This is a genomic window from uncultured Roseovarius sp. (assembly GCF_947259555.1).
Classification (GTDB): Bacteria; Pseudomonadota; Alphaproteobacteria; order Rhodobacterales; family Rhodobacteraceae; genus Roseovarius.
Genome location: NZ_CAMYMD010000003.1, coordinates 15,586 through 27,988, shown reverse-complemented (window position 1 = coordinate 27,988; position 12,403 = coordinate 15,586). Strand labels below are relative to the sequence as shown.

Here is a 12,403-nt window from a genome sequence, read left to right as displayed (position 1 = left end):
GGCCCCGGCCGAAGCGGCGCCCAAGGCCGCGCCCCCGCCCCGGGCGCAAGAGCCAAAGGCGGCCAAGCCCTCACCCAAACCTGCCGCCAAGGCGGACACCAAGCCAGAGGCCGAGCCCGCCCCGGCCACTCAGGTCAGTCGCGTCAAGGCAATCATCCCCGCGGGTCAGCCCTTGCCGCCCCAACCCTCGGCCAATGAAATCGACCCGGAGGCGCTGGCAAAGGTGAGCGAGATCGAAAAGAAAGCCAAGAAACTGACCCTGATGGAGCTGACAGAGCGCACATGCAAATGGCCCGTCGGTGACCCCGCAACACCGAATTTCTGGTTCTGCGGCTTGCCCGTGCAATCCGGCAAGCCCTATTGCGATGCCCATGTCGGCGTCGCCTTCCAGCCGATGAGCAGCCGCCGCGATCGCAAGCGTTAAGACCGAAGAGCGCTTAGATCGTAGACCGTATCAACGTCGCGCAAGGGGCGCACGAACGCGACGCGCTCATCCGGCAGGCTGTTGATCGAATCGCGAAGCGCGTGTTCACTCGACCAGCGCACGCCGTCGAACAGCGAGGCAGGGATGCGGCCCGTGCGCTGCATCCCCACCAGCCAGAATCCACCGTCCAAGGCCGGGCCGAAGACCACCGCATGAGAGCCGAGCACTGCGAAAGCCTCTGCGATATGGGCCCGCGTAATCCCTGGAATATCGGCCCCCACAATGCAAACCGGCCCGGGGGGCAAACCGCGCAAAAGCCGCCCCATCCGATCCCCGAGATCGCCCCGCCCTTGCGGCACGCGGCGCAAATGCACAGGCCAGACGCGGCTCTGCATGCCTTCGTGATCGGGGCTGACCGCAAGTGACACCTGCCAGCGGGGGTCTTCAACCTCGCGCAGCAGGCGCGCGACCTGATGGCGAAACCACCACGCCGCACCAATCATCCCGATATCGCGGCCAAGACGGGTCTTGACCCGTCCGGGGCGCGGCTCTTTCACCATGACGACAAGATGCCGTCGCATCAGGCAAAGTAATCGCGCAGAATGCGGGCATAAATCGTCTTGAGCTGGTGGATCTGCGCAATCTCGACGCGCTCGTCGACCTGATGCATGGTCCGCCCCACAAGTCCGAATTCGACAACCGGGCAATGATCCTTGACAAAACGGGCATCCGACGTGCCCCCGGTCGTGGAGAGCACCGGTGTGACATTGGTCTCGGCTTGCACGGCTGCTGCCACCAGATCCGACAGAGGCCCCGGCGGCGTCAAAAAGCTCTCACCCGAGACCTTGACCCGCATCTCGCCCGTCACGTCGAACTCCGCGCAGACCCGGTCCAGCTCGCCTTGCATCCAGTCGGTCAACTGCTTGCCATCATGCGCGTCGTTGAAACGAATATTCACCGTCGCACGGCACGCGGCCGGGATCACGTTGGTGGCGGGGTTGCCAGTGTCCATGGTGACAACCGCAAGGGTCGAAGGGTCAAAATGCTCGGTCCCCTCGTCCAGGGTATGCGAGGCCAGCCGGTCCATCAGACGCGCCATGGCGGGCAGCGGGTTGCGCGCGCGGTGCGGATAGGCGGAATGGCCCTGAACCCCTGTGATCGTGAACCATGCCGAGAGCGAGCCACGCCGCCCGATCTTGATCATCTCGCCCATGTTTTCCGGGCATGTCGGCTCGCCCACAAGACAGGCAGCCATGCGCTCGCCCTGGTCCTCCATCCAGTCGAGCAGGGCAATCGTGCCATCCACCGACGCCCCCTCCTCATCGCCGGTAATCGTCAGGATCAGCGCGCCATCCGGCGGGGTGTCGGTGACATGATCCACCGCCGCCGCGACAAAAGCGGCGACACCCGATTTCATGTCGGTCGCGCCGCGGCCCCAAAGAGACCCGTCTTTCTCGACCGCGCCAAAGGGCGGCACGCTCCACGCGTCGGCATCCCCGACGGGCACGACATCTGTATGACCGTTAAAGCCGAATGTCCGCGCCGCGCCCTTCTCGCCCCACCGGGCAAACAGGTTGGCGACACCTCCTCGATCAACCCGGACACAGTAAAACCCGGCATCGCTCAGCAGCTCTTGCAAAAGTTGCAGCGCGCCGCCTTCGTCCGGGGTCACTGAGGGGCAGCGGATCAGATCGGCGGTCAGGCGGGCGGGGTCGAGAGGGGATTGAGGCATGGTATGTCCTGTCACGTCACGTTTCCGCCGAGGTAGCGCGGATCGCACAGGAGCGCAAATGCGACCCCGTGACCAGTTTGCACGCTTGGCAAAGCATTGAGCGAATTAGCCTTAACACTAAAGCGAGAATTTGGTATCCAAAGAGAGTCAATAAAAAACCCGAGGCAGGGCAAGACAGAATACGGGCCACAAGATCCGCAAAGGACCAAGGCCCCGACATCCGGGCAGAGCCGTGCGTCGTCAGGCAAGGACGTACGTTTTCGCCACGTATCAGGATCGGACGACCCCTTTGGGGTGTCGTGTAGCACTGTGATTTTGCGGCCTCGCAACAAGAAATGGGGCAGAGCATGGTCACGGCGTCGAAACTCCCGGTCAACGGCAACGCATCCGCAATGGATATGGCCGAGACCATCTTTGGCGATGGTGTAACGGTCGTCAGCGCCAGCTATACGGGCGACGCGCGATCCTCTGGCATTTACAGCAACGGCGACAGCATCGCGCCCGGCGTGACACCGTCAGACAGCGGCGTGATCCTGTCGACCGGGCGCGCGTCCGACTTCACCAACTCCGCCAGCAATGGGCCACCCTGGGCCTGGTGGCTCAACAATGACGCCAACCAGAACGACAACACCAGCACCAATACCAGCGGTGTGAACAACGATCCGGCGTTCAATGCCGTCGTCGGAGCCCCGACCTTCGACGCCGCCTTCATCGACGCCGATTTCATTCCCACTGGCGACGTGATGAGCATGCAGTTCGTCTTTGCGTCAGAGGAATATCCCGAATTCACCACAAGCCAGTTTCAGGACTCCGTCGGGGTCTGGGTCAATGGCAGCTTTGTCCCGATCAGCGTTGGCAGCGGCGACACCGCACCCAACAACATCAATGACGAATCCAATGCAAACCTGTTCGTCGACAACACCGAAAGCGATTTCAATTCCGAGATGGACGGGTTTACCCTGACCATGAGCCTGACCATTCCGGTCAATCCCGGCGAGGTCAATTCGATCCGGATCGGCATCGCCGACGTGAACGACGCCAATTACGACTCGAATCTGCTGATCGCGGCGGACAGCGTTCAGACCACGCTTGTCGCAATGGACGATACGACCAAGCTGTTTCCCGATGGGACCAAGACCCTCGACCTGCTGGGAAATGACATCAACAACACCGCCGGCACCCTGACGATCACCCACCTGAATGGACAGAGCGTGGCGGCCGGCGATACCGTCACCCTCAATTCGGGCCAGCAACTCCAGCTCAACGCCGACGGCACGATCGACGTGATCGGCGATGGCGACACGGAAGAGTTCAATTTTACCTACGAGGTAGAGAGCAGCACCGGTGAGACGGATGTCGGCTTTGTCAATGTCGACTCGGTTCCGTGCTTTGTGGCCGGCACCCTGATCCGCACGCCCTCCGGCGAGGTCGCGGTCGAGACGTTGCAACCCGGTGATCTGGTAGTGACCCAGGACGAAGGGGCACAGCCGCTGCGCTGGATCGGACGGCGGCAGGTCGCCGCGCAAGGCGCGTTCGCTCCGATCCACATCGACGCGGGCACCTTTGGCCGACATCGCGACCTGCTGTTGTCGCCGCTGCACAGGGTCTTGATCCGGGACAGTCTCGCCGAATTGCTCTTTGGCGAGGGCGAGGTCTTGATAGCCGCCCGCGATCTGGTCAATGATCGCTCGGTGTGCCGGGTCGAGGGCGGCACAGTGGACTATGTCCATATTCTCTTTGATCGGCATCAGGTGGTCTTTTCCGAAGGACTGGCGACCGAGAGCTTTCTGCCTGGGCCGCAAACCGCCCGCAGTTTCGAGGCAGAGATTGTCGCCGAGATATGCGCCCTGTTCCCCGAAATAGACCCGGAGACAGGGACCGGCTACAGCCCCGCCGCCCGGCGCATGCTCAGGCGCTACGAGGCCCGGCTCCTGCTGGCGCACGGTGAGGCGGCCTGAACGATGGGCTGGATCGGGTTCTCAGATCAGACCGGGGGGCGCTTTGCCCTCGAAGGGCTCGACGCCCCATGCCCCGCGCAGACCGCCCCACCGGGTGAGTGCGCGCTGATGCCGCGCGGCACCCTGATGGTCGAAACACGCCTCTCCTCCGATGGCCGCCCCCAGACTTTGCTTGCCTTCAGCCGCAGCCACCCGTGGAGCGGCGGATTCTCCCTTCAGGCGCTGCCCGGTGGCGGGATTGTCCTTGTCGAGACCCAAGCCAGCGACATGCGTCACGCGACGCTGCCCTACCTTGCCGACGATCGCACCGATACCCTACGCCTGACCTATTGCTGGGATGCGCCCGCGCGGTGGGGGCGCCTGTCCCTCGAGCGCCCCGAGATGGACCGCGTCCACTCCATTGCCCTGCCGCCGCCGCACCCGATGCCGCTTGCCGATATGCGCACGGTCCTCACCGATCCGCGCCAGAGGAAAATGGACCCCGACGTGATCTTCGCGGCCCTCTCAACCCGAATAGAGCCGATCGGCCCAATGCCCGGGCTGACCGCGGGCGTGCCGGTCTGCACCCCCAACGGCTACGTCCCGGCCGGCCGCATCAAGCGGGGGGATCTGGTGATTACGGATGACGGGCAAACCGTTCCGGTGCTGCAAGCGATCGAGCGGCGGGTGCCTGCCATGGGCAGCTTTCGGCCTGTACGCCTGCGCGCACCCTATTTCGGGCTACGGCGGGATATCGTCGTCGCACCGCAACAGCGCCTTGTGATCCGGGGGTCCGAGGTGGAATACCTGTTCGGTTCAGAGGCCGTCCTGGTGCCCGCGCGCCATCTGGTGAACGGGTTTTCCGCGCTCTACGCCGACAGCCCGCAGATTGTCGGCTACCACCATCTGCTGCTGCCCGGTCATGAAGAGATACTGGCGGCCGGCACCCGCACCGAAAGCCTCTATATCGGACGCATGCGACGCAACCCCGAATTGCTGCGCGCCAGCGTGTTGTCAGAGTTCGACCGCTCCCGCCTGCCCGAGCATCCCCGTCCGGTCTGGCCAGTGCTCAAGCCTTACGAAGCGATCACATTGGCGATGAACCGCGCCGCCTGACATAGCCGAGCCTATTCGAAAAAAGGCGTCATCTGCGCCACGATCACCGCGTTCTCATCGAGCGCGCGCTGCATCAGGGCACGTTCTTCGTCAGTGACGTCATGCCCCTCGGCCTCTCGCTCGGCAAGTGTTCCATAGCCCGACACATCGAGCGGCGCCGTATCGGCCTGCTTGAGAATGGCCACCGTCTCACGCACGGCCTCGGCCTCGTCGACACCAGAGGCAAAGACCATGAGCGCAGCGCCAATGGCCTTGTCCGGCAAGCCGTCACCAGATTTGCGGCCGATCTCAACGAGCAGGGTAAACACCTGCTGTTTTTTTGGCGCCTTGCCTGTTTCGCTCATACCCGACCCTCCGTCGCGCGCAGCCGTGGGCCAAGCAAACCCCAAAGTCAAGCGCACACCGGGTTTCCTTCCCCCCGCCCGACAGTTACCTTGCAGCCCATCATCAGGAGGAGGCGCAGATGAAAAAGATCAAGGATATGGTGGCCGAGGCCAACGCAATGGTCGATCACGCCCCCGCGTCAGAGATGCTGGATCTGCTCGGGAAAGAGGGCGTGACCTTTGTCGATTTGCGCGATCCGCGCGAACTGGAACGCGACGGGATGATCCCGGGCGCCTTTCATTGCCCGCGCGGCATGCTCGAATTCTGGATCGACCCCGAGAGCCCCTATGCCAAGCCACAGTTCCAAAGCGGCGACCGGTTCGTCTTTTACTGCGCGTCCGGCTGGCGCTCGGCCCTCTCGGCGCGCACCGCGCAAGATATGGGATTGGAGAATGTCAGCCACGTGAGCGACGGCTTCAAAGGTTGGCAGGCCGCCGGCGGCCCCATCGGCGAAAAGCCCAAGAAGAACTGAGGCGCGTCAAGTGCAACGCCGTTACCGGCGCGAAACGCCCCCTTGCAATCGCTTGACCCTTTGAGCAACCTGCCGCCAAATTCCATCGGGGGCAGGATATCATGTCGGGCAAGGTCATCGTCATCGGCGCAGGCATCTGCGGGCTGAGCGCCGCAATCTGGCTGCGGCGCGCGGGCCATGACGTGACCCTGCTTGACAAGGACGGCCCGGGCGCGGGGGCGTCGCAGGGCAATGCCGGGCTCCTGGCGCAATGGGCCATCGTGCCGGTCAACACCCCCGATCTCATTCCCACCGCGATCAAATATCTCAGCAATCCGCGCTCGCCGCTGTTCCTGCAATGGTCCTACCTGCCGCGCCTGCTGCCGTGGCTCTGGCAATTCACCCGCAACGCCACCCCCGAGGGCACCCGCCGCATGGTCGAGGGGCTGATCCCCATCGTCGGCGACAGCGTCGATCAGCACCGCGCGCTGGTGCGCGGCACGCCGGCCGAAAAATGGCTCGCCACCAGCGATTTCGCCTATGCCTATCCCAGCCGCGCCGGTTTTGAGGCCGACAGCTACTCGTGGGAGATGAAGCGCGCCGCCGGGCATATCCCCGAGCTGATCGAAGGGGCGGCGGTGCAAGAGGTCGAGCCGATGCTGGGCCCCGCCACCCAATGCCTCGCCCTGCTCAAGGGCCACGGCCATATCCGCGACCCGCTCGCCTACATGGCCGACCTCGCCAAGGTTTTGGAGTCAGAGGGCGGGCAGTATCGCCGCGCCGAGGTGCAGGATATCACCCTCACCGACGGGCGCATCACCGGCGTCGTGACGGATCAAGGGACACTGCCCTGCGATACGGCTGTTCTCGCGGCGGGCATCTGGTCGAAACCGCTGATCGCCAAACTCGGGCTCAAGGTGCCGCTAGAGGCCGAACGCGGCTATCACCTGCATTTCAAGACCCCCTCGCAGATGCCGCGCCACCCGCTGATGATCTCCAGCGGCAAATTCGCGGTCAACCCGATGGCCCATGGGCTGCGCTGCGCAGGCACCGTGGAACTGGGCGGCATCACCAAGGGGCCATCGCGCGCGCCGCTCGATCTCATCCGCCGGGTCTCGGCGCAGGTCTTCCCGGATCTGACCTATGACAGCGTCGAGGAATGGATGGGCTTTCGCCCCTCGACCCCGGACAGCCTGCCGCTGATCGGCGAAATCGGCGGCACCGGCGTACACGCCGCTTTTGGCCACCAGCATATCGGCCTGACAGCAGGACCCAAGACCGGGCGGCTCATCGCCGACATGATCGCCGGACGCCGCCCCAATATCGACCTCGCCCCCTACGACGCCAACCGCTTCAACTAAGCGCGCCCGCGATCTTCAAAAGATCGCGGTCCGAAATCCTTTCAGGATTTCGGCACCCCTCACTCGTAGCTGCGCAAATCCTCGATCACCTTGCCGTCATTGGGCAGGCTGCCCGGCGGCACCACCTCGATCCGGCCCTTGAGCTTGAGCACCTCGCTCACCGCCCCGGCATAATGATCGGCCTCGCCCCCGGTGGCCTCGATCCGCACAGTCATCACGTCGGCCTCACCCTCGCGGCTGGCAATCACCCGGGCGCGCGAAATCGTGTCGTGTCGCGCGACCAAAGCCGCCACCTGTTCGGGGCGCACGAACATGCCCTTGATCTTGGTGGTCTGATCGGCGCGGCCCATCCAGCCCTTGATGCGCATATTGCTGCGCCCGCAGGGGCTTTGCCCCTCCATCACCGCGCTCAGATCGCCGGTGGCGAAGCGGATCAGCGGATAATCGGGGTTGAGCGTGGTCACCACCACCTCGCCCACCTCGCCGGCGGCGACCGGATTGCCGGTGCCGGGGGTCACGATCTCGACGATCACGCCCTCGTCCACGATCATCCCCTCCTGCGCCGCACTCTCATAGGCGATATTGCCCAGATCGGCAGTGGCGTAGCATTGCAGGCATTGAATCCCACGCTCCGCATATTCCGCGCGCAGCGACGGGAAGAGCGCACCGCCCCCCACCGCCGCCTTGGTGATCCTGAGGGCCAGCCCCATCTCCTCGGCCTTGTCGAGAATGACCTTGAGGTAATCGGGCGTGCCCGCATAGGCGGTAACACCCACGTCATGCGCGGCGCGCGCCTGCAACTCGGTCTGGCCGGTGCCGGCAGGCAGCACCGCCGCCCCCACCGCCCGCGCGCCGTTCTCAAAGATCATGCCCGCAGGCGTCAGGTGATAGCCAAAGCAATTCTGCACGATATCGCCCCGCCCGACGCCGCAGGCATGCAGAAATCGGCCCATCCGCCACCAATCATGGCTGACGCCCCCCGGCTCATAGATCGGGCCGGGGGATTGAAAAATATGGGCAAATCCTGCGGCAGGCAGGCCGGTCAGCCCGCCAAACGGCGCCGCCGCGCCCTGCGCGCGCCCCAGATCGGATTTGCGCAACACCGGCAGCGCCGAGAGCGCCGCCGCATCCGTGACCCGCTGCGCCTCCACCCCGTCCAAGGCCCCATTATAGCCCGGCAAGCCTTGCGCCCGCGCGATCTGCGCAGGCAGGTCGCGGGCCAGCGCCTCGGCGCGGTCTGCGGCGCTGCGGGTCTCTTGGGCGTCGAAATAGTCGGTCATGCCATCATCCTCTGGCGTGGGTCTCGGGAAATGCGAACAGGCTCACGCCAGCCAGCGCTTGCGGCGGCGATAGCTGCGCACATCGCGAAAGCTCTTGCGCCCCTCATCCGACATGCCAAGGTAGAATTCCTTGACGTCGGGGTTCTCGCGCAGGTCATTGGCTGGGCCGTCCATCACCACCCGGCCCGATTCCAGAATATAGCCGTAATGCGCGAACCGCAGCGCGACGTTGGTGTTCTGCTCAGCCAGCAAAAAGGTATAGCCCTGCTGCTCGTTGAGCGATTTCACGATGCTGAAAATCTGCTCCACCAGCTGCGGGGCCAGCCCCATCGACGGCTCGTCCAGCAGGATCGTCTCGGGGCGGCTCATCAGCGCGCGCCCGATCGCCACCATCTGCTGCTCCCCGCCCGAGGTATAGCCCGCCTGTGACTTGCGGCGTTCCTTGAGGCGTGGGAAATAATCGTAGACCATGTTCAGATCGGCATCTATCTCACCGCGGCTCACGCCCCGCGTATAGGCCCCGGTCAGCAGGTTCTCCTCGACGGTCAGATGCTCGAAGCAATGCCGCCCCTCCATCACCTGCACCACGCCCTTTTTCACCAGGTCCGAGGTCAGCAGATCCTGCACCCGTTCGCCGCGATAGTGGATCGTGCCCTTGGTCACCTCGCCGCGCTCGGATTTCAGCAGGTTCGAGATCGCCTTCAGCGTCGTGGTCTTGCCCGCCCCGTTGCCGCCCAGCAGCGCTGTGATGCCACCCTTGGGCACGCTCAGGCTCACGCCCTTGAGCACGAGGATCACGTGATTGTAGATCACCTCGATATTGTTGACCTCGAGAAGGGTCTCGTCACTCGGGCTTGCATCCAGCATCAAAGCTCTCCGTCGCAGACAGACAGGGACCGCCCCGCCGTCATCTTTCCAAAAATACTCAAGCGCCCCGGCCGCGGCATGCACCGCGACCGGGATAGGATGATCCGGCTCAGCAGCCCGGCTCGATCCCGTTCTCTTCGGCAAACTGCGCCGAATCCTCGGCCACCAGCTTGGAGATGATCTCCTGATCCGACTGGTAATAGTCAGTGATCAGGGTGAACTCACCGGCCTCGGCATCCCATTGCGACACGGCGCCAAAGCCGTTGCCACCGTGGTTCTCGCAGGACACCTTGAACTCCGGCCCGAAGTTGGGCAGGCCCAGCGCCGCCATCTTCTCTTCGGTCATCTCCAGGTTCTCCATGCCGTCGCGCATCTGGGCGGCATTGACCGCACTCACGCCGTGCATCTCCTGCGCGGTCTTGATCGCCTCGGCGGCCAGCATCGCGGCATACATGCCCCGGTTATAGAGCACGCTGCCGATCTGATCGCCCGCACCCGCAGCATTGCCGGTGCCCACGACATGTTCCTGAATGTCCGCGTAAACCGGGTAATCGTCGCCCAGGTTGTGGAAAGTCAGCGCCTTGTAGCCATTGGCCCGGTCGCCCGCCGGTTTCACGTCATTCTCAGAGCCCGACCACCAGATGCCGATGAACTGATCCATCGGAAAGCGGATGTTCACGGCCTCCTGGATGGCGACCTGGTTCATCACGCCCCAGCCCCACATGATCACATTGTCAGGCTTCTCGCGACGGATTTGCAGCCATTGCGATTTCTGCTCCTGACCGGGATGGTCGACCGGCAGCAGCGTCAGCTCAAAGCCATGCTTTTCGGCGAGGTTTTCCAGCGTGCGAATGGGCTCCTTGCCATAGGCCGAGTTGTGATAGACCAGCGCGATCTTGCGGCCCGAGATATCACCGCCATTCTCGTTCAGGATATGGGTGATCGCGTGGCTCGCCCCGTCCCAGTAGTTGGCGGGATAGTTGAACACCCACTTGAACACCGCGCCATTCTTGGCCGAGGTGCGGCCATAGCCCATCGTATGAAGCGGGATGCCGTCGGCGGTCGCCTTGGGAATCAGCTGATAGGTGATGCCCGTCGAAAGCGGCTGATAGACCAGCGCGCCGTCGCCGGCGTTCTTGGTGGCCTCGTAGCACTCCACGCCCTTCTCGGTGTTGTAACCGGTCTCGCATTCCACGAGGTTGATCATCTCGCCACCGATACCGCCATCACGCTCGTTGAGCAGGGTAAAGTAGTCCTGATACCCGTCCGAGAACGGAATGCCGTTCGCGGCATAAGGCCCGGTGCGATAGCTCGTGTCGACGATGGTCAGCTCGGCCAGCGCCGGGCTTGCCGCCATCATGGCAACGGCCACGGCCGTCATCAGTTTCTGTCTCATCGGTATTATCCTCCCTTGGTTTTTATCCGATGTCTTGCCTTGAACGCGGCCTCCCGCGCCCAATGCCGTAGGGTGGGTGTCACCCCACCCCTGCCCCGCCCTAATGCGGGAAGGGCCAAAGTCTCAGTTTCTCCTTGGCCACGCGCCACAGTTGCGCCAGCCCGTGCGGCTCCGCGATCAGGAAGACGATGATCAGCCCCCCCACGATCATGAACTCCAGATGCGCCGCGAGGTCCGTGGGCCAGCCAAGCCCCCCCACCAGCGTGTTCTTCAACAGCACCGGCAACAGCACCAGGAACGCCGCCCCGGCAAAGCTGCCGAAGATCGAGCCGAGCCCGCCGATGATCACCATGAAGAGGACAAGGAACGACTTGTTGATGCCGAACGCCTCGCCCACCTCGACGGCCCCCAGGTAGACCGCAAAGAACAGCGCCCCCGACAGCCCGACGAAAAAGCCCGAGACGGCAAAGGCCGACAGCTTGGCCTTGAGCGGGTTCACCCCGATGATCTCGGCGGCGATGTCCATGTCGCGAATGGCCATCCATTTGCGCCCCGCCATGCCGCGCGTCAGGTTGCGCGCGATGATCGCCGAGGCGACGACAAAGACGAGGCAAAAGAGATAGGCCGCCCAGGGCGCGGTCTCCGCCCCGGTGACCGGCACGCCAAAGACCGTCCGCTCCGGCGCGCTGATCTGGCCCGAGGCCGAGTAGTTGTAAAACCACGGCACCCGGTTGAACAGCCATACGAGAAAGAACTGCGCCGCCAGCGTCGCCACCGCGAGGTAGAAGCCCTTGATCCGCAAGCTTGGCAGGCCAAAGAGCACGCAGACCCCCGCCGTGATCCCGCCCGCGAGGATGATGTGAAAAAAGATGCTGACCTCGGGAAAGCTGGTCATCAGCTTGTAGACGGCATAGGCCCCCACGGCCATGAACCCGCCGGTGCCGAGGCTCACCTGCCCGCAATAGCCCACAAGGATATTGAGACCGATGGCGGCGATGGCATAGATCAGGAACGGCAGGAAGACCGCGTTCACCCAATAGTCGTTGATGACAAAGGGCACCACGGCAAAGGCCACGACCAGCACCACATAATAGCGGTAGCGGTCAAACTTGATCGGAAAGGTCTGACTGTCGTCGGTATAGGAGGTCTTGAAATCCCCCGCTTCACGGTAAAACATTTCAGAGCACCTCCCCATGAATGTCGTCGTCGTCGCGCTTTTCCGCGCGGTTGGCGGGCTTGGCATAGCCCGTTGCCTCGGTGTGGCGCACCAGCCAGAAATAGGCCAGCATGCCCACCCCGCCGCCAAGCGCGGCCAGCACGGCGGCAATCACCATCTGCCCGCTCTGATCGGGCCCGGCGGTGAAGGCCAGATACCCGAAGGACCAGAACCCGGCCCAGGCCACCACATTGGCAATCGCAATCAGCTTTTGCATCGCATCGCCCCCGGCTTCGAAG

The 12,403-nt window shown here is 63.8% G+C and carries 13 protein-coding genes; 5 read left to right on the top strand and 8 right to left on the bottom strand.

Annotated features, from left to right (window positions below; translation table 11 throughout):
* A partial coding sequence (locus Q0X85_RS00590; RefSeq protein ID WP_297767594.1) for a GcrA family cell cycle regulator occupies positions 1 to 424 on the top strand: 424 nt, incomplete at its 5' end.
* Here the strand turns inward: Q0X85_RS00590 and Q0X85_RS00585 are convergent.
* Positions 421 to 1,005 (bottom strand): TIGR04282 family arsenosugar biosynthesis glycosyltransferase, encoded by a 585-nt coding sequence (locus Q0X85_RS00585; protein ID WP_297767592.1) that lies wholly within the window; start codon positions 1,003 to 1,005, stop codon positions 421 to 423. The two genes, Q0X85_RS00590 and Q0X85_RS00585, sit on opposite strands and share 4 nt — an antisense overlap.
* Positions 1,005 to 2,156 carry a succinyl-diaminopimelate desuccinylase gene (gene dapE / locus Q0X85_RS00580; RefSeq protein WP_297767589.1) on the bottom strand — a complete coding sequence of 384 codons (1,152 nt, stop codon included), beginning with the start codon at positions 2,154 to 2,156 and terminating at the stop codon, positions 1,005 to 1,007. Before dapE ends, Q0X85_RS00585 begins: the two co-directional genes overlap by 1 nt.
* A 347-nt stretch (positions 2,157 to 2,503) precedes the next feature.
* Between dapE and Q0X85_RS00575 the strand changes: the two genes are divergently transcribed.
* Together Q0X85_RS00575 and Q0X85_RS00570 are read left to right on the top strand one after the other, a co-directional pair.
* Positions 2,504 to 4,114 carry a Hint domain-containing protein gene (locus tag Q0X85_RS00575; protein ID WP_297767599.1) on the top strand — a complete coding sequence of 537 codons (1,611 nt, stop codon included), beginning with the start codon at positions 2,504 to 2,506 and terminating at the stop codon, positions 4,112 to 4,114.
* Between the two features lie 3 nt (positions 4,115 to 4,117).
* Positions 4,118 to 5,209 (top strand): Hint domain-containing protein, encoded by a 1,092-nt coding sequence (locus Q0X85_RS00570; RefSeq protein ID WP_297767587.1) that lies wholly within the window; start codon positions 4,118 to 4,120, stop codon positions 5,207 to 5,209.
* 11 nt (positions 5,210 to 5,220) lie between these two features.
* Here Q0X85_RS00570 and Q0X85_RS00565 read toward each other — a convergent pair whose 3' ends face one another.
* Positions 5,221 to 5,553 (bottom strand): hypothetical protein, encoded by a 333-nt coding sequence (locus tag Q0X85_RS00565; RefSeq protein ID WP_297767585.1) that lies wholly within the window; start codon positions 5,551 to 5,553, stop codon positions 5,221 to 5,223.
* 119 nt (positions 5,554 to 5,672) lie between these two features.
* Here Q0X85_RS00565 and Q0X85_RS00560 point away from each other — a divergent pair, with 119 nt between their 5' ends.
* Complete coding sequence (locus Q0X85_RS00560) at positions 5,673 to 6,065, top strand: rhodanese-like domain-containing protein (protein ID WP_297767583.1); 393 nt, start codon at positions 5,673 to 5,675, stop codon at positions 6,063 to 6,065.
* Between the two features lie 101 nt (positions 6,066 to 6,166).
* Positions 6,167 to 7,405 (top strand): FAD-binding oxidoreductase, encoded by a 1,239-nt coding sequence (locus tag Q0X85_RS00555; protein WP_297767582.1) that lies wholly within the window; start codon positions 6,167 to 6,169, stop codon positions 7,403 to 7,405.
* A 59-nt stretch (positions 7,406 to 7,464) separates the two neighbouring features.
* Here Q0X85_RS00555 and Q0X85_RS00550 read toward each other — a convergent pair whose 3' ends face one another.
* From Q0X85_RS00550 to Q0X85_RS00530, 5 genes are all read right to left on the bottom strand, one after another.
* Complete coding sequence (locus Q0X85_RS00550) at positions 7,465 to 8,685, bottom strand: phenylacetate--CoA ligase family protein (RefSeq protein ID WP_297767579.1); 1,221 nt, start codon at positions 8,683 to 8,685, stop codon at positions 7,465 to 7,467.
* 42 nt (positions 8,686 to 8,727) lie between these two features.
* Positions 8,728 to 9,552 carry an ABC transporter ATP-binding protein gene (locus Q0X85_RS00545; RefSeq protein WP_297767577.1) on the bottom strand — a complete coding sequence of 275 codons (825 nt, stop codon included), beginning with the start codon at positions 9,550 to 9,552 and terminating at the stop codon, positions 8,728 to 8,730.
* Between the two features lie 109 nt (positions 9,553 to 9,661).
* Positions 9,662 to 10,948: an ABC transporter substrate-binding protein gene (locus Q0X85_RS00540; protein ID WP_297767573.1), complete on the bottom strand. Its 1,287-nt coding sequence runs from the start codon at positions 10,946 to 10,948 to the stop codon at positions 9,662 to 9,664.
* A gap of 100 nt (positions 10,949 to 11,048) precedes the next feature.
* Positions 11,049 to 12,125, bottom strand: coding sequence for a branched-chain amino acid ABC transporter permease (locus Q0X85_RS00535; RefSeq protein ID WP_297767572.1), 1,077 nt, complete (start codon positions 12,123 to 12,125; stop codon positions 11,049 to 11,051).
* Between the two features lies 1 nt (position 12,126).
* Positions 12,127 to 12,381, bottom strand: a complete 255-nt coding sequence (locus Q0X85_RS00530; protein WP_297767569.1) for a hypothetical protein — start codon at positions 12,379 to 12,381, stop codon at positions 12,127 to 12,129.
* Positions 12,382 to 12,403: the final 22 nt, after the last annotated feature.